Source organism: Terrabacter sp. Soil810 (assembly GCF_001429645.1).
In the GTDB taxonomy this organism is placed as follows: Bacteria; Actinomycetota; Actinomycetes; order Actinomycetales; family Dermatophilaceae; genus Terrabacter.
On record NZ_LMSW01000011.1, the window covers coordinates 852470 to 876263 of the forward strand.

Sequence of the window (23794 nt, forward strand, 5' to 3'; positions counted from 1 at the left end):
GGCCTGCCGCCGGTCGTCCCACGATCAGCACGCAGGGGGTTCCAGGTGGACGCTGACCGGTTTGCTCGCGCGGCGCTGTCCCGGGTCGCGGAGCCGTGCGACAAGGAGGTGCCCGGTCTCATCGACGAGCTGGGGGCCGTCGAGACCTTGGGGCGCCTCCGCGCCGGTCACGGCACGCTCGCCAGGTTCCGAGCGCGACTGGCGTCGGTCGACACCGAGCGCGACCTCGACATCGCCGCGAAGGTGGGCGCTCGCGTCGTCGTGCCCGACGACGACGAGTGGCCCGACCGCCTCAGCGAGATCCCGGTGCCGCCGTACTGCCTCTGGGTCCGTGGACCGCTCGACCTCGCCGAGACCGTGGAGCGCTCCGTCGCGATCGTCGGCTCACGGACCGCCACCGGCTACGGCGAGCAGGTGGCCGCCGACCTCGCGGCCGGCGTCGCCCAGCGAGGGTGGGCGGTCGTGTCGGGCGCGGCGTTCGGCATCGACGGCAGCGCGCACCGCGGCGCTCTGGCCGTCGACGGCGCCACGGTCGCCGTCCTCGCCGGCGGCGTCGAGCGGCCCTACCCCTCGGCACACGCAACCCTCATCGCGCGCATCGCCCGCGACGGGCTCGTCGTCTCCGAGGTGGCTCCCGGGTCGGCACCGATGAAGTCACGGTTCCTCGCACGCAACCGCTTGATCGCGGGGATGACGCGAGGCACGGTCGTCGTCGAGGCCGACCTGCGCTCCGGGTCGCGCAACACCGTCAAGCACGCCATCGATGCCGGCCGTCACGTCGGAGCCGTGCCCGGACCGACGACGTCGATGACCTCGGCCGGCTGCCACCAGGAGATCCGCGACGGTCGGGCCGTGCTCGTCACGAGCGCCGACGAGGTCATCGACCTCGTCGGCGATCTCGGCGACGACGCGTGCGAGCCGGCCCGCGGGCCGGTGCGGCCGGAGGACGACCTGCCGCCCCTGGACGCGTCGGTTCTCGAGGTCGTGCCCTTCCGTTCGGCTATCACCCTCGACGCGGTCGTCCGCCAGGTCGCGCACGCTCCGCTCATGGTCCGGGCAGCGCTCGGACGCCTCGAGCGGCTGGGCCTCGTGACGGAATCCGCCGGCACGTGGCGGAAGCGCCCCCAGCCCCGCTCCGCGAAGTCCGGGTGACCGCCCGCCCCCGCTCGAGGGAGCGCCCGCCCCACTCGAGTGAGCGCCCGGCTCGTTCACGTGAGTGCCCGGCCCGTTCGAGTGAGCGCCCCGTCCCACTCGAGTGGCCCATGCGTCTCACGCGTCACACCCCACGGCGGTGACGGACGCGACCAAGCGGCACTCGACGGGGTGGTGCGACTGGCCGGGGTCGGGGGTTCGACCCGGTGTGGTGCTTGCCATGCGGCGGGCGCTTTGCGATGGTGCGGGAGTGACGGATGTGGTGAAGGCCGTGCCCGACGTGCTCGAACGGCACTCGGAGCTGCTCCACGCCTACTCGCGCCACCTCGGGGCGGAGCGAGGTCGCTCGGTCCACACCCGCCGCGCCTACCTCGGCGACGTCCGCCACTTGCTCACCTTCGCGGCCGCACGAGGCATCGACGAGATCGGCGACCTGCGCATCGGCGACCTCCGGGCCTGGCTGGGCATCCAGGCCGACGCCGGCGCCGCGCGCTCCACCATCGCCCGTCGGGCCGCATCGGCCCGGACCTTCCTCAGGTGGGCCGAGCACACCGGCCGCATCCCCACCGACCCGTCGCTGCGCCTGGTCGCGCCGAAGCGGCACGCCACGCTTCCGGGCGTCCTGCGCCAGGGCGAGGCGACCGAGATGCTGGACCTAGCTGCGACGAGGGCCGACGACGACGACCCCGTTCACGTGCGCGACCGTGCGGTGCTCGAGCTGTTGTACGCCAGCGGGATCCGAGTGGGTGAGCTCGCAGCGCTCGACATCGACGACGTGGACCTGGCCCAGGGCGTCGTGCGCGTCATGGGCAAGGGTGCCAAGGAGCGCATCGTGCCGTTCGGCGCCCCTGCGGGCCGTGCGATGGAGGGCTGGCTGTCGGTCCGGTCGAGGCTGGTGGGTGAACACTCGGGTCCCGCGCTGTTCCTCGGACGGCGGGGCCGCCGGGTGGACGCGCGCCAGGTCCGGTCGGTTGTGCACGAGCTGCTCTCGCACCTCCCTGACGCGCCGGACCTCGGCCCGCACGGCCTGCGTCACAGCGCGGCCACGCACCTGCTCGAGGGTGGCGCGGATCTTCGCATGGTCCAGGAGATCCTCGGCCACGCCAGTCTCGCGACGACCCAGATCTACACCCACGTCTCGGTCGACCGGCTCCGACGCAGCTACGAGCAGGCTCACCCCCGCGCCTGACCGGTCGACGTCCGAAAGCTCAGGGCAGTGGGAGCAGGACCACGGGCGCTCGACCGACGAACGACAGCGGGTCGAGGTAGGTCTCATCCCTCAGCACGCCCCAGTGCAGGCAGGTTCGGGGCGCACAGTGACCGGGGGTCGACATCACGGCACCCACGATGTCGCTGCGGGCGACGGGGGTGCCCAGAGGTGGAGCCGCTGCGACCGGCTCGAAGGTGCTTCTCAGGCCGTCTTCGTGCGTCACGACGACGACGGCCCGCCCGGCAACGACACCGGTCCAGGAGATCCGCCCTGCCGACGGTGCTCGGACGGACTGTCCCGCAGAGGCAGCCAGATCCACGCCTCGGTGACCGGGCAGCCACGGCTGGTCCGGGCGGTCGAAGCGCCGCACCACCTCGGGACGAGGGTCGAGCGGCCAGGCCCAGCGACCGGCCGCGGTCCGGGAGGGGAGCAGTCCACCCAAGGATTGCGGGGTCCCGGACGCGGCTGGCATCGTGCCCGCACCCGTCACGGACGCCGCTGCGAGGACGGCGCTGAGCAGTGCTGAACCGATCGACATGGCCTCATGGTCGTCCGCGTTCAACCGGGGTGGGAGGTGCGTCAGCGCACCTGTGGACGAGGATCAGGTCTCGCGAGGACATGTGGACGACGGCCGGCCTCTGGCTCGTGGGCAGAGTGCTCACTCGAGTGGGGTGGGGCGCTCACTCGAGGGGTCAGGGGGTATGGGGTCAGGGGGGTGTGGGTGTGCCCGCGGCGGCGAGGCGCCGGCTGGCCTCGAGCAGCACCTCGTCCTTCTTGCAGAAGGCGAACCGGACCAACGTGCGCGCCGCGTCCTGGTCGTCGTGGAAGACGGACACCGGCACTCCGACGACGCCGGCGATCTCGGGCAGTCGGCGCGCGAACTCCAGCCCGTCGACCGCACCCAGCGGGGCTGCGTCGGCGATGACGAAGTAGGTCCCCGACGGCCGCGCCACCCGCAGACCCGATGCCTCGAGCGCTGAGCACAGCAGGTCGCGCTTGGCCTGGAGCGAGTGGCGCAGATCGGCATACACCTCGTCGCCGAGCCCCAGGGCGAGGGCCACAGCCGGCTGGAACGGGCCGGACGCGACGTACGTGAGGAACTGCTTGACGGTGCGCGCAGCCGCGACCGCCTCGGCGGGCCCGGAGAGCCAGCCGACCTTCCAACCGGTCGCCGAGAAGGTCTTGCCGCCCGAGCTGATCGTGATGGTGCGGTCGGCCATCCCCGGCAGGGTCGCCATCGGCACGTGCACGGCGTCATCGAAGACGAGGTGCTCGTAGACCTCGTCCGTCACGACCCAGGCGTCGTGCTCGCGCGCGAGCGAGGCGACGAGCTCGAGCTCGGCCCGGGTGAAGACCTTGCCCGTCGGGTTGTGCGGCGTGTTGAGCAGGACGAGCCGGGTCCGCGACGAGAAGGCGGCCCGCAGCGACGCCTCGTCGACCGCGAAGTCGGGGAAGCGGAGGACGGACGTGCGGCGCGTCGCCCCCGCGAGGGCGATCGTGGCGGCATACGAGTCGTAGTAGGGCTCGAAGGTCACGACCTCGTCGCCCGGCTCGCAGAGCGCGAGGACGACCGACGCGATCGCCTCCGTCGCGCCGGCGGTGACGAGCACCTGCGACGAGGGGTCGAGCGAGATCCCGTAGAAGCGCTCCTGGTGCGCCGCGACCGCCTCGAGCAACTCGGGCACGCCGGGGCCGGGCGGGTACTGGTTGCGGCCCCCGTCGATCGCGGCCTTGGCCGCCTCGAGCATCTCGCGTGGCCCGTCGGTGTCGGGGAAACCCTGCCCGAGGTTGATGGCGCCGGTCCGGGCGGCGAGCGCCGACATCTCGGCGAAGATCGTCGTCCCGAAGGGCTGCATGCGCGTGATCAGCGGCGAGCTCATGGCCCGAGCGTAGCCACGGGCACCCCCGGGTACGTGGCAGAGCCCCCGCCGGGGCACGTGGCGGGGGCTCTTGTGTCCCGCAGCGGCTGTGGAGGGGTCCTTGCCGCGGGACGTAGGTGGAGATCCCACCCGGTCAGGGGGTCTGGGTGGGATCTCCACCCCCACCATCGCGCGAGGGCCCAGAGCGTTACGGGGCGTCCACGAGGAGATGCACGAATCATCCCTGGCGTATGCCGTCCGGCCGGGTCAGGGGGTCGCCGCGGGGGTGGCCGCGGGGGTGGCCGCGGGGGTGGCCGCACTGCCGAGTCCGCAGCCGGTGACGCGGTAGAGCGTGTAGTCGCCGTCGGTCCGCACGGGCTCGACGCCGTCGACGTCCGCCAGGTTCTTGAGCCCGGAGGACCGCTCCGGGCGGTCGAGCCAGTAGACGTGGGTCGAGTCGACGGCCCAGCGGATGTCGTGGCGCGCCATGGCGGCGCAGACGTCCGGTCGGTTCGCCATGTCGTCGAAGCCGGTGCCGATGACGATCTCGTCGCCGGTCGTGGGGATGGGGATCGAGCGGTAGAGGGTGTTGGTGCCGAACAGCGGCCACATGAGCGGCGAGCCGTTCTCGGGACGTCCGACGACGCCCTGGCCGGCCGGGACGAGGGAGTTCAGCCGGCGCAGCGAGTCCTGGCCCTCGAACGACAGGATGACCTTCTTCGGGTCGCTCGGCTGGAAGAAGTCGGTGAGCATCCGGTGCCGGGTCGCGCCGTTGAGCCCGAGTGTGAGTGCCGGGATGACGAGCACCGCGACGAGTCCCACCACGACGGGCCGCGACCCGAGCCCGGGCACCTTGCGGAGCAGCTCGCGCAGCGCCGGGGCCGCGGCGGCGACGAGCACGACGCCGGGGACGGCGGCGAGCGACGCCAGTCGGACCTTGTCGTTGTACCAGTAGCCCGTGACGAGCGCGGTCCACGACATCGTCGACGACGCCGCCATGACGTAGAGGACGACGCACGCGCCCCACATGGCGACGACGGGCAGGGCAGCCCGCGCGCGCAGGGCGATCCAGCCGATGCCGAGCGCGATGAGCAGGACGAGCCCCCAGAGCAGGTCGGGGATCTGCAGTCGACCGCCGACGACCTCGACGAGCGCGGTCCAGGCCGACACGCGGTCCTTCCACTCGTAGGACTGGGTGGAGGCCAGCTGGGCCGAGACGACCGGGGCGGCCACGAGCCCGACGACACCGACGACGGCGACGATCGCGAGGTCGCGCCCGACGACCCACCACGAGACGTGATGGAGCAGGCCTGCCCGGATCCGCGCGGTGACGAACCAGACGAGCGCGAAGAGCACGAGGGCCACGAGGGCGTTGGGCTGGATCAGGGCGAGCCCCGGCAGGGCGGCGACGAACGCGAGCCACTGCCCGATCCGCCGGGACCTCGCAGCCTGGAGCATCAGGGCGAGAGCTCCGGGTGTCAGGGCGGTCGCCATGAGGTTGGGCCACAGCACGCCCCAGCCGAGGAGGATCGTCGGGAAGGCGATGAAGGCCGCGGAGGAGAACCCGGCGGCATACGTCACGAGGCGGGAGGTGCCGAGCGCGTGGCGCACGAGGGCCACGCAGCCGATCGGCCACACGAGCGCCGCGAGCACGATGGTCGCGACGTTGGTGCCGGGCAGCACGTCCGCGACGCCGGGAAGGAGGCTGGTCGCGATCCACGAGTGGAAGCCGTTGGGGTAGAAGGTCGGGTTGGCGATCGAGAAGTTGCCGGTCTCGAGGAAGGTCTTGATGCGGCCCAGGTGGTAGACGGCGTCGGGGGAGTCGACGAGCTCGTCGGGACGCCCGATGGCGGGCAGGATCGTCACGAGCGCGAGGACGGCCCCGATCGCGATGGCGACGACGGCGTCCGGCCGTGGGCGGCCGAAGACGCGACGGGTCGCGCCGAGCTCCGGGTCGTCACGACCGAGCAGCCGCATCCCGCCCCAGGCGACGGCCACCGCGACGGCCGTGACGACGAGGAGCGGCAGCAGGCCCCAGCGCACGCCGACCCGCTGGGCGACCGTCGCGAAGACCGCGACGAGGCCGACGGAGACCGCCGGGGAGACGGCCAGCGCCTCGAGGCCGCGTGCGCCCAGGGCCCGCACGACCAGCCAGCCGGGCAGGAAGAGCACCACCGAGAGGACGACGAAGGCCGGGATCGTGTCCACCCAGTGCGCCATGCGGGCCATTGTGTCGGGTCGCCACGATTTCTCCACAACCCGGGTCAGGACGTACGATGGTGGGCGGTCCCGTGTGCTCGTCGCACGGACCGTAATTCGCGCGTCTTCTGCCGGTCCGCCGGACCGGGTCACACCACGGCAGTCCCCACCGCTTGCGGCGGGGCGGGGTGCGTCAGGCGCCAGGAGTGAGGTCGTATGCCGCCAGCCGGGCCACGTCTGTGACGTGACCGCCGGGCGTCGGCGCCCACGCACAACTGACAACAACGAACCAAGGGAGAACACGGCATGGCCGTCGTCACCATGCGCCAGCTCCTCGAGAGCGGCGTCCACTTCGGGCACCAGACCCGTCGCTGGAACCCCAAGATGAAGCGCTTCATCATGACCGAGCGCAACGGCATCTACATCATCGACCTGCAGCAGTCGCTGACGTACATCAACAACGCGTACGACTTCGTCAAGGAGACGGTGGCCCACGGTGGCACCATCCTCTTCGTCGGCACGAAGAAGCAGGCCCAGGAGCCCATCGCCGAGCAGGCGACGCGCGTCGGCATGCCGTACGTCAACCACCGCTGGCTCGGTGGCATGCTCACCAACTTCCAGACGATCTCCAAGCGCCTCACGCGCCTCAAGGAGCTCGAGGAGCTGAACTTCGACGACGTGGCCGGCTCGGGCTACACGAAGAAGGAGCTGCTCATCCTCAAGCGCGAGATGATCAAGCTCGAGCGCACCCTCGGCGGCATCCGCACGATGGCCAAGGTCCCCTCGGCCGTGTGGATCGTCGACACCAAGAAGGAGCACCTCGCCGTCGACGAGGCCCGCAAGCTCGGCCTGCCGGTCATCGCGATCCTCGACACGAACTGTGACCCCGACGAGGTCGACTACAAGATCCCCGGCAACGACGACGCGATCCGCTCCGTCACGCTGCTGACCCGGGTCATCGCCGACGCCGTCGCCGACGGTCTCGTCCAGCGCTCGTCCGGCAAGTCCGGTGGCGACGCGCAGGCCGAGGAGCCGCTGGCCGAGTGGGAGCGCGAGCTCTACGCCGACGCCGCTGCCTCCACGGAGACCGCCGATGCGCCCGCCGCCGAGGCGACCGAGGCCCCCGCCGCCGAGGCCACCGAGGCTCCGGCTGCCGAGGCCCCCGCTGCCGAGGCCACCGAGGCTCCTGCTGAGGCTCCCGCCGCCGAGGCCACCGAGGCTCCCGCCGAGGCGACGGCCGGTGCCGAGCAGGCCTGACGGCCTCGCGCACCAGCCTCACCACCTCACAACACGAGTCAATCTCCACTGACGAAAAGAGCGATACAGAGCATGGCGAACTACACCGCCGCTGACATCAAGGCGCTGCGCGAGCAGACGGGCGCCGGCATGATGGACGTCAAGAAGGCGCTCGACGAGGCCGACGGCGACCGCGCCAAGGCCATCGAGATCCTTCGCGTCAAGGGCCTCAAGGGCGTCACGAAGCGTGAGGGCCGCTCGGCCTCCAACGGCCTCGTGACGGCCGAGGCCGGCGACGGCGTCGGCACGCTGGTCGAGGTCAACTGCGAGACCGACTTCGTCGCCAAGGGTGAGAAGTTCATCGCCCTCGCCGACCAGGTCCTCGCGCAGGCCGTGGCCGCCAAGGCCACCGACGCCGACGAGCTGCTCAAGAGCAGCCTCGAGGACGGCAAGACCGTCCAGGAGCTGCTCGACGAGGCCAACGCGACGATCGGCGAGAAGATCGAGATCCGTCGCGTGGCCCGTGTCGAGGGCGAGAAGGTCGTGTCCTACCTGCACAAGACGAGCCCCGACCTGCCGGCGCAGATCGGCGTCCTCGTCGCGCTCGAGGGTGGCGACGAGACCGTCGGTCGCGACGTCGCGATGCACATCGCCGCGTTCAGCCCGACGGTGCTGTCGCGCGAGGAGGTCCCGGCCGAGACGGTCGAGAACGAGCGTCGCGTCGCCGAGGCCACCGCCAAGGAGGAGGGCAAGCCCGAGGCTGCTCTTCCCCGCATCATCGAGGGTCGCGTCAACGGCTTCTTCAAGGAGAACGTCCTGCTCGAGCAGGCCTTCGCCAAGGACGCCAAGAAGACCGTCGGCAAGGTGCTCGAGGAGGGCGGCGCCACGGCGAAGTCCTTCGCGCGCTTCCGCGTCGGCCAGTGAGGTCCTGACCTCACCCCACCACTCGTAGCGCAGAACCCGCGCATCACGACGACGTATGCCGGTCGCCCCCGTCGGGGCGGCCGGCATCGTCGCGTTCCGGGCCCGACCCGGGTCGACCGGACGAACCCCTGGAGGAGCCCTTGAGCACCCGCACCGACACGCCCACCACCGACGAGGTCGACGGCCCGCTGACCGTCTCGATCACCCGACGGGTGGCCCCCGAGGACGAGCTGCTCATGCAGGCCTGGGTCCATGCCGGGACCTCGATGGCCGAGCGCTTCGAGGGCTTCCTCGGTGCCGGCTGGGTGCGCTCGGGCGCCGAGGACTGGCACATGCTCTACCGCTTCGACTCGCGCGCCCACCTCGACACGTGGGAGCGCTCGCCCGAGCGGCTCCGGTGGCTGCGCTCGGCGGCCGACCTCGTCGAGCACCGCCGCACGGAGTACCGCACCGGCATCGAGGGCTGGTTCGACGAGCCGACGTCGTCGTCGGTGCGCGAGGCGGCCCCGGGGGGACCGTCTGCGCCCCCACGCTGGAAGCAGGCGACCGTCATCTGGGTCGCGTTCTTCCCGACGAGCCTGGCCCTGACCTACCTGCTCTCACCGTTCAGCGGGCAGTGGCCCGTGGTGCCTCGGGTCCTCGTCACGACCCTGCTCGCGACGCCGTGGATGACCTACCTCTTCCTGCCGTTCGTGACCCGGCTCTTCGGTCGGTGGCTCAAGGCCGACTGACGGCCTGCTGGCGACCGACGGCCACGGACTGACGCGGTCGTCGACGAAATCCCTTGTGAGGCAGGCCTTTGTCTCACACATCACAGCCCCGTTGTCTCGTGGCTCACAGCGCTCCGGATACCCGTGGGGGTACTTTCGAAGCATGACCACCACCATGAGGTCCCTCGTGGTCCTGGGAGCGGGTACGGCCGGCACCATGGTCGTGAACAAGCTGAGGCACCGCCTCCCCACCACCGAGTGGCGCATCACCGTCGTCGACAAGGACGACGTCCACGACTACCAGCCGGGCTATCTCTTCCTGCCGTTCGGGCTCATCGAGCCGGAGCAGGTGCGACGCAGCAGGCACGGCCTCATCACCGAGGGCGTGGAGCTCGTGCTCGGCGACGTCGACCGCGTCGACCCCGTCGCCCGCGAGGTCTCGCTCCTCGACGGGCGCACCCTCGTCTACGACGAGCTCGTCATCGCCTCCGGCACGAGCCCCCGACCCGACCAGACGCCGGGGATGCTCGGGCCCGAGTGGCACCGCAGCGTCGGCGAGTTCTACACCTACGAGGGTGCGACGGCCCTGCGTGAGGCGCTCGCCGGCTTCTCGGGCGGCCGGCTGGTCGTGCACGTCACCGAGATGCCGATCAAGTGCCCGGTGGCGCCCCTCGAGTTCGCGTTCCTCGCCGACGACTTCCTGCGACGCCGTGGCCTGCGCGAGCGTACCGAGATCGTCTACGTGACCCCGCTGGACGGCGCCTTCACCAAGCCGGTCGCGAGCCGTGAGCTCGGGCACCTGCTCGCCGACAAGGGCATCACCGTCGAGACCGACTTCATGGTCGAGCACGTGGACCAGGAGCGACGCGTCCTCGTGTCCTACGACGAGCGCGAGGTCGCCTACGACCAGCTCGTGACGATCCCGCTCAACATGGGCGCCGACTTCGTCGCCCGGTCGGGCCTCGGCGACGAGCTGAACTACGTGCCGGTCGACAAGCACACGAGCCTCTCGACCAAGCACGCGTCGATCTTCGTCCTCGGCGACGCGAGCAACATCCCGACGTCGAAGGCCGGCTCCGTCGCGCACTTCTCCGTCGAGGTCTTCGTCGAGAACTTCATCGAGCACGTGCACGGCCAGGACATGACCCATGCGTTCGACGGCCACGCCAACTGCTTCGTCGAGTCCGGCGGAGGCAAGGCGATGCTCCTCGACTTCAACTACGACACCGAACCGTTGACCGGCACCTTCCCGGTGCCGCACCTCGGGCCGATGACGTTGCTCAAGCAGTCGCGTGCGAACCACCTCGGCAAGCTCGCGTTCCGCCACATCTACTGGAACATCCTGCTCCCCGGACGACCCCTCGGCCTGCCCGCGCAGATGTCGATGGCGGGGAAGGTCCCCGCTGCGTGAGCTCAGCAAAGGAGCGCCACCATGCCCACCACCACAATCGCCGGCCATGCCGTCGAGGTCAACGACGAGGGCTTCCTCACCCATCCCGACCAGTGGTCCGACGACCTCGGCTCCGAGCTGGCCCGGCTCATCGGGATCGAGCTGACCGACGACCACTGGAAGCTCGTCCACTTCCTCCGTGACGACTTCGCACACCTGGGCGAGACGGCCACGCTCCGCCGGGTCAGCACCCAGACCGGCACCCCGATCAAGTCCCTCTTCGACCTCTTCCCCGGCAAGCCGGCCAAGAAGATGGCCTACGTCGCGGGGCTGCCCAAGCCGAAGGGATGTGTGTGATGACCACCGCAACCACCCAGACCGACCAGACCGCCCAGAGCGCCCCGTTCGTGCCGGTGTTCGACTCGCCCGAGTCGCAGGGGCGCAAGCTCGCGATCATCTGCAGCAAGGGCAACCTCGACATGGCCTACCCGGGGCTCATCCTGGCCAACGCCGCGCTCGGTGAGGGGGTGGAGACCCATCTGTTCTTCACCTTCTGGGGCTTCGACATGATCAACAAGAAGACCTCGGGCGACCTCAAGTTCACGATGCTCGGCAACACCGCCACGCACCTGCCGCAGGGCCTCGGTGGCATCCCCGGGATGACGCACCTCGCCACGTCGCAGATGAAGAAGGCCATCGCCGACCTCGACGTGCCCGAGGTGCCGGAGTTCCTCGACCAGATCGTCGGCTCGGGCGGGCACCTGTGGGCCTGCCGGATGTCGGCGGACATGCAGCACCTGACCGAGGACGACCTGCGCGACGACGTCGAGGGGATCATCTCGGCCTCGGACTTCATCGAGCTGACGGAGGGCGCGCAGCTGCTCTTCATCTGATCCAGCGTGGTGGGTGGGTGTGGCCGGTCGGGCCGGTGTGGGCCCGGCCGGCCTTCACACGATCTCCACACGTCGCACCCGCGCTGCCCGCGCGCCCACTCCTAGGCTCAGGGACATGAACCAGGGGTATGCCGGACCGTCGTCGAGCGCCGCCGCTCCCGTTCTGCTCGTCGTCGAGGACGACCCGACGATCAACCAGGCCGTCACCGATCGTCTTGTGGCAGAAGGCTTCCGTGTCGTCCAGGCGTTCGACGGACCCGGTGCGGTCGCGGCCCACGGCGAGCACGCGCCCGACCTCGTCGTCCTCGACCTCATGCTGCCCGGCTTCGACGGGCTCGAGGTCTGCCGGCGGATCCAGGCGGAGCGGCCGGTCCCGGTGCTCATGCTCACGGCGCGTGCCGACGAGACCGACCTGCTCGTCGGCCTCGGGGTCGGCGCCGACGACTACGTGACCAAGCCGTTCCGCATGCGCGAGGTCGTCGCCCGCATCCGCGCCCTGCTGCGTCGCGTCGACCGGGCGCGCGAGCTGGCCGCGGAGCAGCCCCCCGTGCTCGTGGTCGGTGACCTGACGGTCGACCGCGGGTCTCGCAGGGTCTCGGCACGGGGGAGCGAGGTGCACCTGACGCCTCTCGAGTTCGACCTGCTCCTGGCCCTCGCCGCCGAGCCCGGCGCTGTGCGGGGGCGCGACGAGCTGATGCGCGAGGTGTGGGGGTGGGCGGACGCCGGCGGCACCCGCACCCTCGACAGCCACGTGAAGTCGCTGCGGGCCAAGATCGGGTCCGACCGCGTCCGCACCGTCCACGGCGTCGGCTACTCGCTCGAGACCGGCCCGGTCGCACCTGCCGGCGGGGACGACGACACCCGCGCCGACGGGGCGGGCCGACCGTGAACGCCGACCGGCCCCTCGACGGCATCCGCTCGATCAAGGTCAAGCTCGGCCTGCTCGTGGCCGCCAGCATCGTGGCCGCGTCGCTCGTCTCCGTCATCGGCGACCGGGCCGGCGTGCCCGGCTGGCTCACCCTCCCGGTGACGATCGCCGCCGCCCTCGGGGTCACCCAGTGGCTCGCTCGCGGCATGACGTCCCCGCTGCGCGAGATGACCGCCGCGGCGTCGCGGATGGCGACCGGCGACTACTCGCAGCGCGTCCCGGCGACGTCCGCCGACGAGGTGGGGGTGCTCGCCGACGCCTTCAACACCATGGCAGCCGACCTCGCCGACGCCGACCAGCAGCGACGCCAGCTCGTCGCGACGGTCTCACACGAGCTGCGCACGCCACTCGCCGCCCAGCAGGCCCTGCTCGAGAACCTCGTCGACGGCGTCGTGCGTCCCGACGACGCCGTGCTGCGCACCGCGCTCGCCCAGGCCGAGCGCCTCGGCGGGCTCGTCGGCGACCTGCTCGACCTCAGCGCGGTCGACGGCGGGCGGACGCCCCTCGCGCTGGCGGCCGTCGACGTCCACGAGCTCGTCGAGACCGCCGTCGCGGAGGCCGGCGTCTCGCGGCGCGGCACCGTGCACGTCGTCGACGTCCCGAGCGACCTGCACGTCACCGCGGACGCGGCCCGCCTCGCCCAGGTGCTCGCCAACCTGCTCGACAACGCCGACCGGCACAGCCCGCCGGGCGGCCGCGTCACCGTCAGCGCCGGTCCCGACGGACCGGACCGGTGGTGGCTCCAGGTCGCCGACGAGGGGCCGGGCATCCCGGCCGAGCACGCCCACCGCATCTTCGACCGCTTCGGCTCCGGCGACGACGCCGGCGGCGGGACCGGGATCGGGCTCGCCATCGCGAGCTGGGTGTGCGAGCTGCACGGCGGGTCGATCGCCGCCGTCGCGCCTCCCGAGGGCGAGCACGGCGCCCGCCTCCGGGCCGTCCTGCCGCGCTCGCCGGGGTCCATGCCGCCGTATGCCGCCCAGAACGCCGCGGACGCACCCACCCCTCCGACGACCCCGACCTCCACCACCGCCCGGCCCGCGTCCGCCGCGGGTCCAGACCCCGAGGAGCCCACCGTGCCCGCACCCATTCCCGCCGCGGCGGGACGCACCCCAGGCGGAGCGCCGGGCGGGCCGGGCCCCGCACCGCGCCCGACGGCATACTCCGGCCTGCCCGTGGGGGCGCCGAAGCCGGTCGTCGACTCGCTCTTCGGTGACCTCTGGCCCGAGGCAGGTCTCGCCCCGCAGGTCCGCCTACTGCTGCTCTGCCTCGGCGTCGGGGTCCTGTCGGCCGTGCTGCTGCCCTACCGCGACATCGGTGTGGCGCTGTTCGGCGTGCTCCTCCTCGGGGGCGTCGTCCTCTGGCGCACGACGCGCTACCGCACGACCCGCTGGACGGCCGTCAGCAGCGTGCTCTGCGTCGGTCTCGCGTCCTTCTCGGTGCTGCGGGCCGCCGAGTGGCTCACGGTCATGTCCGTGATGCTCGGGGTCCTCGTGCTGACGACGGCGCTCACCGACGCGAAGGGCTTCCTCTCCCTCGGAGCCGGGCTCGCGTCCTGGCCCCTCGCCGCCCTGCGCGGCCTGCCGCTGCTCGGCCGCACCGTCTCCGCGACGAGCCGGATCAACGTCGTGTGGCCGGTCGTGCGCACCGCCGCCATCTCGCTGGTCGCGCTCGTCGTCTTCGGCGGCCTCTTCGCCTCTGGCGACGCGGTCTTCGGGTCGTGGGCGCAGACGCTCGTGCCGCACGTCGCGTGGGACGGCCTGACCTTCCGCTTCTTCGTCGGCTTCGTCATGGGCGGGGCCCTGCTCGCCGCCGGCTACGTCGCCCTCAACCCGCCGCGCGTCGAGCGCGTCGCCCTGCCCGAGGCGCGTCCGGTGGCGCGCGTCTGGGAGTGGGTCGTGCCCGTCGGCCTCGTCGTCGCCCTCTTCGTCGCGTTCGTCGTGGCCCAGGCGGCGGCCCTCTTCGGCGGGCACGACTACGTCCAGCGCACGACCGGGCTGACGTACGCCGAGTACGTCCACCAGGGCTTCGGCCAGCTCACGGCCGCGACGGTGCTCACGCTCGCCACCGTGGCGCTCGCGGTCCGCAAGGCGCCGCGATCGACGACACAGGAGCGGCTCGTGCTCCGCGTCGTGCTCGGGGCGCTGTGCGGTCTCACGCTGGTCGTCGTCGGGTCGGCGCTGCACCGGATGGACCTCTACCAGCAGGCCTACGGCTTCACGCTGCTCCGGGTGCTCGTCGACGGGTTCGAGCTCTGGCTCGGCCTGCTCGTCGTGCTCGTCCTCGTCGCCGGGGTCCGGCTCTCGGGGTGGTGGCTCCCGCGCGCGGCGCTGGCGTCCGCCGTCGCCTTCGTGCTCGTCGGTGGCCTCGCCAACCCCGAGGCGTGGGTCGCGCAGCGCAACATCGACCGCTACCAGGCCACGGGCAAGCTCGACGCGGCCTACCTGCGGTCGCTGGGCTCCGACGCCACGCCGGCGATCGTCGCCGGCCTGCCCCGGGACGTCTCGGCCTGCATCGTGCTCCCGTCGACGATCGCGGCACGCGCCCAGCGTGAGGACGTCCTGTCGTGGAACCTCGGTCGCTCCCGCGAGGCGTCCGTCGACGTGGCGCCGATGACTCCGGCAGAGGCGGCCCGGTGCCCGGACCTGATGTCGGGCGGGCTCAACCCCTGAGGCAGGATGGTCGGGTGCGTCGCGACATCGCCGAGCTGTTCGAGCTCGACCCGGCCCTGACCCACCTCAACCACGGTGCGTTCGGTGCCGTGCCCCGCTCGGTCCGTGAGGCCCAGGACCGTGCCCGGGCGAGCGTCGAGGGGGCGCCCATGCGGGCCTTCCGCGACGAGCTGCCCTCGGCGCTCGCGGCGGCACGGGAGTCCGCGGCCGCCTTCGTGGGCGTGCCCGCCGCGTCGACGGCGCTCGTGCGCAACGTCACCGAGGCCGTCGGGGTCGTGCTCCAGGGCCTCGGCATCGGCCCCGGGGACGACGTCGTCGTCAGCAACCACGGCTACCTCACGGCCGGCTGGTCCGTCGAGGCGCGCGGCGGGACGCTGCGCACCGCGACCTTCGGGGTCGACAGCGGTCCCCGGGACGTCGTGACGGCCTTCGCGTCGGCCGTGACCCCGCGCACCCGCCTCGTCGTCATCGACCAGATCACCTCGCCGACGGCCCTCGTGCTACCCGTGGACGAGGTCGCCGCGGCCGTGGCTCCCGTCCCGGTCCTCGTCGACGCCGCCCACGTGCCCGGCGCGCTGCCCGGACTCGACGTCGAGGCGCTCGGCGTCGCCTTCTGGTCGGGCAACCTGCACAAGTGGGCCTACACGCCACGCGCCGCAGCGACCCTCTGGGTGGCTCCCGAGCACCGCGAGGCGATGCGTCCGCTCGTCACCTCGTGGAGCCACGGACTGCCCTTCCCCGAGCGCTTCGACCTGCAGGGCACCGTCGACCACTCGTCGTGGGTGGCCGTGCCCGACGGCCTCGCCGCCTGGGCCGGCCTCGGCGGGTGGCCCCAGGTCCACCGCAATGCCGACCTGCTCCTGCGCGGGGCCGAGCTCGTGCGGGAGGCGCTCCGCACCGACAGCCCGCTCGGCGGCATACCCTCCGCCCCGTGCCTGCGTCTCGTCGCGCTCCCTGAGGGAGTGGCGACCACGACCGAGGACGCCGAGGCGCTGTGGCAACGCCTCCACACGGCCGGCTTCGTCGTGCCTCCGGTCGCGTTCGACGGTCGGGGCTACCTCCGGCTCGCCGCCGCGCCCTACAACGACGAGTCCGACTACGCCCGGCTCGCGGCCGCGCTGCCCGGGGTCCTCGCCGCCTGAACCCGATGCGGCCGATGTCCGCGGGATGTGGAAAGATCGACCGACCGCCGGAACGCTGCCCACGAGGAGGCCCTGCGCCATGACCGACGCCCAGACAACCCCCTTCCACCGGGTCCTTCTCAAGCTCTCCGGTGAGGTGTTCGGGGGCGGGAGCATCGGACTCGACCCGGCCGTCGTCTCCGGCATCGCCCAGCAGATCGCCGACGCCGTGCGCGGCGGCGTCGAGGTCGCCGTCGTCATCGGCGGAGGCAACTTCTTCCGCGGCGCCGAGCTCCAGCAGCGCGGCATGGACCGCACGCGTGCCGACTACATGGGCATGCTCGGCACCGTCATGAACTGCCTCGCCCTGCAGGACTTCCTCGAGAAGGAGGGCATCGAGACGCGCGTGCAGTCCGCGATCGCCATGCAGCAGGTCGCCGAGCCCTACATCCCGCGTCGGGCCATCCGCCACCTCGAGAAGCACCGCGTCGTCATCTTCGGCGCCGGCGCCGGCATGCCGTTCTTCTCCACCGACACGGTCAGCGCCCAGCGCGCCCTCGAGATCAAGTGCGACGCCGTGCTCATCGCCAAGAACGGCGTCGACGGCGTCTACGACTCCGACCCGCGCACCAACCCCGACGCCAAGAAGCTCGAGACGGTCACCTTCCAGGACGCCATCGTCGAGGGACTCAAGGTCGTCGACGCGGCCGCTTTCAGCCTCTGCATGGAGAACAAGCTGCCGATGGTCGTCTTCGGCATGGAGGGCGCGGGTAACATCACGCGCGCCCTGCTCGGTGAGAAGATCGGCACGCTGGTCACCAACGCCTGAGCGGTCGCCTGCCGCTGCGACGCGAGCAGTCCCACCGAAGCGCACGAACCCGCTGAAACCCCTGCACCACCCCACGAACGAGGGACGAGGAAGCCAGAGCCATGATCGAAGAGACGATGTTCGAGGCCGAGGAGAAGATGGACAAGGCCGTCGAGGTCCTCAAGGAGGACTTCGCGGGCATCCGCACCGGCCGCGCCAACCCGGGGCTGTTCAACAAGCTCACGGTCGAGTACTACGGCGCGCCGACCCCGCTGCAGCAGCTCGCCTCGTTCCAGAACCCCGAGCCCCGCACCATCCTCGTCATCCCCTTCGACAAGTCGGCGATGCACGAGATCGAGCGCGCCATCCGCGACTCCGACCTCGGCGTCAACCCGAGCAGCGACGGCAACCAGATCCGCTGCGTCATGCCGGAGCTGACCGAGGAGCGCCGCCGCGAGTACATCAAGCTCGCCAACCACAAGGCCGAGGAGGCGCGCGTCTCGGTGCGCAACATCCGTCGCAAGGCCAAGACCGACCTCGACAAGCTCGTCAAGGACGGCGAGGTCGGCGAGGACGACGGGTCGCGCGCCGAGAAGGAGCTCGACGGCCTCACCAAGAAGCACACCGACCTCGTCGAGGGGCTCGTCAAGGCCAAGGAGGCCGAGCTGCTCGAGGTGTGACCTCGATGCTCGACCGATGATGACGACCGACTCCCCGCCGGACCCCGTGGACCCCGCGCCCACGGCGCAGGCCGGCGACGGCGGGGCCGGGCCGCTCGACCCCGTCCCCTACGACCCGAGCCTCGACGAGCTCGCCGGCCTCCCCGCCGAGCAGGTCATCGAGAAGAAGCAGAGCCGGGCAGGGCGCAACCTGCCGGCGGCGATCGCCGTGGGGGTCGGCCTCGGCATCCTCATCGTCGCGACCCTGCTGATCCGCAAAGAGGCGTTCATCACGCTCGTCGCGCTCGGCGTGGCCGTGGGCATCTGGGAGCTGCGTGGGGCCTTGCGCCACGCCGCCGTCCGGGCGCCGCTCGTCCCACCGGTCGTCGGCCTGGTCGTGATGCTCTGGGCCGCCTTCGTCCACGGTCCCGCCGGCCTCGTCGTCGCCTGGTCCCTGACGTGCCTCGCCGTCGTGCTCTGGCGCGGCACCGGTCGCCTCGACGGCGCCGGGCGCGACGTCCTCGGCGGCATCTTCATCGCCACCTACCCGACCTTCCTCGTCGGCTTCGCGATCCTCCTGCTCGCGCCGGAGGACGGCGTCGCACGCATCTTCGTCTTCTTCATCACCACCGTCTGCAGCGACGTCGGCGGGTATGCGGCGGGCGTCCTCTTCGGCAAGCACCCCATGGCGCCGACCATCAGCCCGAAGAAGTCCTGGGAGGGCTTCGCCGGCTCGGTGCTGCTCTGCATCGTCGGCGGCTCGCTCACGGTCCACTTCCTGCTCGGCCACTCGTGGGTCATCGGGATCGCGCTGGGTGTCGGTGTCGCCGTCGCCGCCACGGTCGGCGACCTCATGGAGTCGCTCATCAAGCGCGACCTCGGGATCAAGGACATGTCCAACGTCCTGCCCGGCCACGGCGGGGTCATGGACCGTCTCGACTCGCTCGTCGTCGTCGCGCCCATCGTGTGGGCCGTGCTGACGCTGCTCGCCGCCAAGCCGGGCTGACCCGGTGGCCGAGGCACGGGCGGCCGCCCTGACCGCGCCCTTCGGCCAGACCGGCCGGGTCGCCCTCGTGACTGGCGCCGGCAGCGCGAGCGGCATCGGCTTCGCCACGGCCCGCCTGCTCGGCCGGCTGGGCGCCTCCGTCGTGCTCACCGCGACGACCGACCGGGTGCACGAGCGCGTCGCGTGGCTGCGTCGCGAGGGAGTGACGGCGAGCGGCCACGTCGGCGACCTGACGCACGAGCCGGCGGCACAGGCGCTCGTCGGGGCGTGGACAGCGGCGCACGGTCAACTCGACGTCGTCGTCAACAAGGCCGGCATGACGAGCGCCGCCGACCCCGACACACTCGGTGGCGACCTCGCGGCCACCGACCCCGCGCGCTGGCACGGGTCGCTCGCCCGCAACCTCGACACCGCCTACCTCGTCAGCCGGGCCGCCCTGCCGCACCTGCGGGCGTCCGGGGCGGGTCGGCTCGTCCTCGTCAGCAGCGTCACCGGCGGCGCCATGGCCATGCGCGGGGAGGTCGCCTACGCCACGGCCAAGGCCGCGCTCCTCGGTCTGGCGCGGGCACTCGCGGTCGACGAGGGGATGCACGGCACCACCGTGAACGCGGTCGCCCCGGGCTGGGTGGCGACCGGGTCGCAGACCGAGGCCGAGGCGCGCGAGGGACGGGCGACGCCGCTCGCCCGCTCCGGCACTCCCGACGAGGTCGCCGCTGCCATTGCCTTCCTCGCCAGCCGTGAGTCGTCCTACGTCACGGGCCAGGTGCTCGTCGTCGACGGCGGCAACACCGTCACTGAACAGCGCGCAGCCCGACGCGACTGAGCGTCCGGCGCCCGGGCGCGGGAGGGCGGCATGCGCCCTCGGTGGGGTCGCCCGGCCGGCCGACCCGCGTTTTGACTCCACCTGAGACACTGGAGGGGAGATGACCGACACCCCAGCCCCCGCCGCCGAGTCCGCCCCCCAGCCCACCACCGAGGCCGTCGACGTGCAGCCGCCGGTCGCGCTGCCCGAGCCGACGACGGCCCGTCCCGTGCCGGGGCAGCTGACCTTCCAGGCGCCCCGCCGCGGCAAGCCGCCGCGCCATCTCGCCGACTTCACGCCGGCCGAGCGCAAGGAAGCCGTCGAGTCCTTGGGGCACAAGGGGTTCCGGGCCAAGCAGCTGTCGACGCACTACTTCGAGCGGCTCGAGGACGATCCCGAGCAGATGACCGACCTGCCCAAGGCGGTGCGGTCCGAGCTCGTCGCCGACCTCCTCCCGACCCTGCTCACGCCCATCGTGCAGCGCGTCGCCGACGACGGCCAGACGATGAAGTACGCGTGGCGCCTGCACGACGGCGCGATCGTCGAGTCCGTGCTCATGCGCTACCCCAACCGCGTGACGATCTGCATCTCGAGCCAGGCCGGCTGCGGCATGAACTGCCCGTTCTGCGCGACCGGCCAGGCGGGCCTGACCCGCAACATGTCGGCGGGCGAGATCGTCGAGCAGGTCGTCTGGGCCGCTCGGGCTCTGCGACGGGGTGAGCTCGCCGGCGGCGGCGACGAGGACCGGGAGGCGCCGCTGCGCGTCAGCAACGTCGTCTTCATGGGCATGGGCGAGGCGCTGGCCAACTACAAGGCGTCGGTCGGCGCCATCCGTCGCCTCACCGACCAGGCCCCCGATGGCCTCGGCATGTCGGCCCGCGGCATCACGATGTCGACGGTCGGCCTCGTGCCCGGCATCGACAAGCTGACGGCCGAAGGCATCCCGGTGACGCTGGCCCTGTCACTGCACGCCCCCGACGACGAGCTGCGCAACGAGCTCGTGCCGATCAACACCCGGTGGTCCGTCGACGAGGCGCTCGACGCCGCCTACCGCTACTTCGAGGCGACCGGTCGGCGCGTGTCGATCGAGTACGCCCTCATCCGCGACATCAACGACCAGGGCTGGCGCGCCGACCTGCTCGGCGAGAAGCTGAACCGCCGTGGCAAGGGGTGGGTGCACGTCAACCCGATCCCGCTCAACCCGACGCCGGGCTCGAAGTGGACCGCGAGCCGACGCGGTGTCGAGCAGAACTTCGTCGAGAGGCTGCGCGCCCACGGCATCCCGACGACCATCCGCGACACCCGGGGCCAGGACATCGACGGCGCCTGCGGCCAGCTCGCCGCCTCGACCGCCTGACACGCGTACGCTGACGGGGTCGTGCCCGGCTCGGGCGCTGGTGACGAGTCGCCGGGCTGAGCGCGGGGCGGCCCACCAGGAGGTACGCGCATGGACCAGCTCAGCCTCGGCGTCATGGCCCGGTCGCTCAAGGAGAACGAGCACCGGCTGCCGCTGCACCCCAAGCACGTCGACCGCATCCCCGTGGAGCTGCGCGGCCGGGTCTTCCTCGAGACCGGCTACGGCGAGCGGCACGGCGTCTCCGACGACCAGCTCGAGCGCTTCGTCGGCGGCTTCCGCAGCCGCGAGCAGCTCGTGGCGGAGTGCGACGTCATCCTCGCGCCCAAGCCCCTGCTCAGCGACATCTCGGCCCTGCGGGAGGGCCAGGTCCTCTGGGGCTGGCCGCACTGCGTGCAGGACGCCGAGCTCACCCAGGTCGCCATCGACCGGCAGCTGACGCTCATCGCGTTCGAGGCGATGAACCACTGGAACAAGGACGGCTCCTTCAGCCTCCACGTCTTCCACAAGAACAACGAGCTCGCCGGCTACTGCTCGGTGCTGCACGCCCTCCAGATCGCCGGCATCACGGGCGACTACGGCCCGCAGCGCCGCGCGGTCGTCATCGGCTTCGGTGCGACGGCCCGTGGCGCCGTCACCGCGCTCAACGCCCTCGGGATCGGTGACGTCGACGTGCTCACGCATCGACAGAAGGCGGCCGTCGCCTCGCCCATCCACTCGGCCCGGATCGTGCACTTCGACACCGACGACACGACGGCTCGCGTGAGCCACGCCGTGACCGAGCACGGCCCGGTGGCGCTGGGGGAGTTCCTCGCCGAGCACGACATCGTCGTCAACTGCGTGCTCCAGGACACCGACGCGCCCATCACCTTCATGACGGGCGACGACCTCAAGCGGATGACGCCGGGCAGCATCGTCATCGACGTCTCGTGCGACGAAGGCATGGGGTTCAGCTGGGCGAAGCCGACGACCTTCACCGAGCCGACCTTCCTCGTCGGCGACCACGTGCTCTACTACGCCGTCGACCACAGCCCGTCCTACCTCTGGGACGCCGCGACGTGGGAGATCAGCGAGGCGCTCCTGCCCTTCCTGCCGACCGTCATGGGCGGCCCCGATGCGTGGGACGCCTCCCCGACGGTCCGGCGGGCCATCGAGATCCGTGGCGGCGAGATCCAGAACCCCGCGATCCTGTCGTTCCAGGGTCGTTCGTCGAAGCACCCGCACCTCCCGCTTGCGACCTGACCCGGGCTGCAGCGACCCGGGAAGGGAGAGGACGGCGTGCTCACTCTGCTGGCGGGGCAACCGATCCTGCTCCTCGCGCTGCTCCTGCTCGTCGGCACGATGCTGGGGCGGGTCCGTCTGGGGACGGTCGAGATCGGCCCGGCCGGAGTGCTCTTCGCCGCGATCGCCGTGTCGGCCATCGGCGTCGCGAACGGGGTGAAGCTCCAGATCCCGGAGAACGTCGGCACGCTCGGACTCGTGCTCTTCACCTACACGATCGGGGTCGTCTCGGGCCCGAGCTTCTTCGCGTCCCTGCCCCGAGGGTGGCCGGTGATGCTCACGGTCGTGGCCACGATCGCCGTCGTCGCGGTCGCAGCAGTGCTGGTGGGCCGGGCCCTCGGGCTGACGTCGTCGGTCGTGGCCGGGGCCTTCACCGGCGCCCTGACCAACACCCCCGCCCTCGCCGCGGCGACCGAACGGGCCGCCGATCCTGCCGGCCCGACCGTCGGCTACTCCATCGCCTACCTCTGGGGCGTCGTCGGGATGCTCCTCGCGGCGGCGTGGTCGCTGCGCCATCGTGGCAACGAGGCACCTCCCAGCGAGCCGCTCGTGCACCAGACGATCCGCACGGAACGCGGGGAGGGGCTCTCCCTCGCCGACGTCGAGGAGCGCTACGACCACAAGGTCACCTTCTCGAGGCTCAAGCACGACCACCTCTCGAACCCGACGCTCGTGGCCGACGACGAGCTGCTGCTCGGTCCGAACGACCTCGTCACGGTCGTCGGACCGCGTGACCTCGTCGACCGGGTCACGCTCGAGCTCGGCCACCGCTCCTCGCACGACATCGTCGAGGGGCACGAGGACCTGGACTACCGCCGGGTGACGGTCTCGAACGAGAAGATCGCCGGCCGATCGGTGGGCGCGATCGACCTCGAGGGCCGCTTCGGCGCCCACATCAGCCGGGTGCGGCGCGCAGACGTCGACCTCGTGGCCGCGCCGGGGCTCGTGCTGCAGATGGGTGACCGGGTGCGCGTCACGTCGCCGGTCCAGCGGATGCCGGAGGTGTCGGCCTTCCTCGGGGACTCCGACCGGGGGATGTCCGACATCAACCCGGTCGGCTTCGCCCTCGGGCTCTCGATCGGCCTGCTCGTCGGCATGGTTCACATCCCCCTGCCGGGCGGGGGTTTCGCCCTCGGCGCGGCCGCTGGGACGCTGCTCACCGGCCTCGTGTTCGGCCGGCTCGGCCGCATCGGTCCCGTCGTGACCTCGATGTCGAACGGCGCGGCCCAGTCCTTGTCCTACTTCGGCGTCATCACCTTCCTCGCGTATGCCGGCACCCGGGCAGGCGAGCGGATCGTCGGTGCGATCACCTCCGACCTCGGCTGGAAGGTCGCCGTGCTCGGTTTCGTCGTCACGACGGGAGCCGCCGTGCTGCTGCTCCTGGCCGGGCGCCTCGTCCACCGCATGGGCGGGACCCAGCACGCCGGCGTGCTGGCCGGTGCGCAGACCCAGCCTGCGATCCTGGCGTTCGCCAACGACCGCACCGGCTTCGACACCCGAGTGAGCCTCGGCTACGTGCTCGTCTACCCGGTGGCGATGATCGCCAAGATCGTCATCGTGCAGGTCCTCGCGGGGCTCGGCTGAGCCCGA

The 23794-nt window shown here is 71.8% G+C and carries 21 protein-coding genes; 18 read left to right on the plus strand and 3 right to left on the minus strand.

Annotation, left to right across the window (positions count from 1 at the left end; genetic code table 11):
* Positions 1 to 45 precede the first annotated feature (45 nt).
* Positions 46 to 1152, plus strand: a complete 1107-nt coding sequence (dprA, locus tag ASG96_RS09865) for a DNA-processing protein DprA (RefSeq protein WP_157610765.1) — start codon at positions 46 to 48, stop codon at positions 1150 to 1152.
* 259 nt (positions 1153 to 1411) lie between these two features.
* Complete coding sequence (locus ASG96_RS09870) at positions 1412 to 2341, plus strand: tyrosine recombinase XerC (protein WP_057587842.1); 930 nt, start codon at positions 1412 to 1414, stop codon at positions 2339 to 2341.
* A 19-nt stretch (positions 2342 to 2360) separates the two neighbouring features.
* On the opposite strand, the gene ASG96_RS09875 is transcribed toward ASG96_RS09870, so the two are convergent.
* The 3 genes from ASG96_RS09875 to ASG96_RS24540 all read right to left on the minus strand — a co-directional run bounded on the left by ASG96_RS09875 (position 2361) and on the right by ASG96_RS24540 (position 6441).
* On the minus strand, positions 2361 to 2900 hold the full coding sequence (locus tag ASG96_RS09875) for a M23 family metallopeptidase (RefSeq protein WP_057587843.1): 540 nt from the start codon (positions 2898 to 2900) through the stop codon (positions 2361 to 2363).
* Between the two features lie 169 nt (positions 2901 to 3069).
* Positions 3070 to 4242, minus strand: coding sequence for a pyridoxal phosphate-dependent aminotransferase (locus ASG96_RS09880; protein WP_057587844.1), 1173 nt, complete (start codon positions 4240 to 4242; stop codon positions 3070 to 3072).
* A 246-nt stretch (positions 4243 to 4488) separates the two neighbouring features.
* Entirely contained in the window at positions 4489 to 6441 is a 1953-nt protein-coding gene (locus tag ASG96_RS24540) for a DUF6541 family protein (protein ID WP_057588383.1), read from the minus strand.
* Between the two features lie 285 nt (positions 6442 to 6726).
* Here ASG96_RS24540 and rpsB point away from each other — a divergent pair, with 285 nt between their 5' ends.
* The 16 genes from rpsB to ASG96_RS09965 all read left to right on the plus strand — a co-directional run bounded on the left by rpsB (position 6727) and on the right by ASG96_RS09965 (position 23788).
* The gene (gene rpsB / locus ASG96_RS09890; protein WP_056753884.1) at positions 6727 to 7677 is read left to right on the plus strand and encodes a 30S ribosomal protein S2; all 951 of its coding nucleotides are present in this window, start codon (positions 6727 to 6729) and stop codon (positions 7675 to 7677) included.
* Between the two features lie 72 nt (positions 7678 to 7749).
* Complete coding sequence (tsf, locus tag ASG96_RS09895; protein WP_056753887.1) at positions 7750 to 8580, plus strand: translation elongation factor Ts; 831 nt, start codon at positions 7750 to 7752, stop codon at positions 8578 to 8580.
* Positions 8581 to 8720: 140 nt separating this feature from the next.
* A complete protein-coding gene (locus ASG96_RS09900; RefSeq protein WP_057587845.1) occupies positions 8721 to 9311 on the plus strand; it encodes an antibiotic biosynthesis monooxygenase in 591 nt (196 codons plus the stop codon).
* A gap of 142 nt (positions 9312 to 9453) precedes the next feature.
* Positions 9454 to 10701 (plus strand): NAD(P)/FAD-dependent oxidoreductase, encoded by a 1248-nt coding sequence (locus tag ASG96_RS09905; protein ID WP_200958555.1) that lies wholly within the window; start codon positions 9454 to 9456, stop codon positions 10699 to 10701.
* 21 nt (positions 10702 to 10722) lie between these two features.
* Positions 10723 to 11037: a TusE/DsrC/DsvC family sulfur relay protein gene (locus tag ASG96_RS09910; RefSeq protein ID WP_056753895.1), complete on the plus strand. Its 315-nt coding sequence runs from the start codon at positions 10723 to 10725 to the stop codon at positions 11035 to 11037.
* The gene (locus ASG96_RS09915; RefSeq protein ID WP_056753897.1) at positions 11037 to 11573 is read left to right on the plus strand and encodes a DsrE/DsrF/DrsH-like family protein; all 537 of its coding nucleotides are present in this window, start codon (positions 11037 to 11039) and stop codon (positions 11571 to 11573) included. Before ASG96_RS09910 ends, ASG96_RS09915 begins: the two co-directional genes overlap by 1 nt.
* A gap of 115 nt (positions 11574 to 11688) precedes the next feature.
* A complete protein-coding gene (locus ASG96_RS09920) occupies positions 11689 to 12462 on the plus strand; it encodes a response regulator transcription factor (protein ID WP_056753899.1) in 774 nt (257 codons plus the stop codon).
* A complete protein-coding gene (locus ASG96_RS09925; RefSeq protein ID WP_057587846.1) occupies positions 12459 to 15173 on the plus strand; it encodes a DUF4153 domain-containing protein in 2715 nt (904 codons plus the stop codon). The genes ASG96_RS09920 and ASG96_RS09925 overlap by 4 nt, the downstream gene beginning before the upstream one ends.
* Before the next feature lie 14 nt (positions 15174 to 15187).
* Positions 15188 to 16315, plus strand: coding sequence for an aminotransferase class V-fold PLP-dependent enzyme (locus ASG96_RS09930; RefSeq protein WP_057587847.1), 1128 nt, complete (start codon positions 15188 to 15190; stop codon positions 16313 to 16315).
* Between the two features lie 79 nt (positions 16316 to 16394).
* Positions 16395 to 17123 (plus strand): UMP kinase, encoded by a 729-nt coding sequence (gene pyrH, locus ASG96_RS09935; RefSeq protein ID WP_056753905.1) that lies wholly within the window; start codon positions 16395 to 16397, stop codon positions 17121 to 17123.
* Between the two features lie 101 nt (positions 17124 to 17224).
* Positions 17225 to 17782 carry a ribosome recycling factor gene (gene frr / locus ASG96_RS09940; protein WP_056753911.1) on the plus strand — a complete coding sequence of 186 codons (558 nt, stop codon included), beginning with the start codon at positions 17225 to 17227 and terminating at the stop codon, positions 17780 to 17782.
* A 16-nt stretch (positions 17783 to 17798) separates the two neighbouring features.
* Positions 17799 to 18767 (plus strand): phosphatidate cytidylyltransferase, encoded by a 969-nt coding sequence (locus tag ASG96_RS09945; protein WP_057587848.1) that lies wholly within the window; start codon positions 17799 to 17801, stop codon positions 18765 to 18767.
* 4 nt (positions 18768 to 18771) lie between these two features.
* On the plus strand, positions 18772 to 19590 hold the full coding sequence (locus tag ASG96_RS09950) for an SDR family NAD(P)-dependent oxidoreductase (protein WP_235509125.1): 819 nt from the start codon (positions 18772 to 18774) through the stop codon (positions 19588 to 19590).
* Positions 19591 to 19690: 100 nt separating this feature from the next.
* Positions 19691 to 20926 carry a 23S rRNA (adenine(2503)-C(2))-methyltransferase RlmN gene (gene rlmN / locus ASG96_RS09955; RefSeq protein WP_082588544.1) on the plus strand — a complete coding sequence of 412 codons (1236 nt, stop codon included), beginning with the start codon at positions 19691 to 19693 and terminating at the stop codon, positions 20924 to 20926.
* 90 nt (positions 20927 to 21016) lie between these two features.
* Positions 21017 to 22165, plus strand: a complete 1149-nt coding sequence (locus ASG96_RS09960; RefSeq protein WP_056753916.1) for a N(5)-(carboxyethyl)ornithine synthase — start codon at positions 21017 to 21019, stop codon at positions 22163 to 22165.
* A gap of 36 nt (positions 22166 to 22201) precedes the next feature.
* Complete coding sequence (locus tag ASG96_RS09965) at positions 22202 to 23788, plus strand: aspartate:alanine exchanger family transporter (protein ID WP_235509126.1); 1587 nt, start codon at positions 22202 to 22204, stop codon at positions 23786 to 23788.
* Positions 23789 to 23794 lie beyond the last annotated feature (6 nt).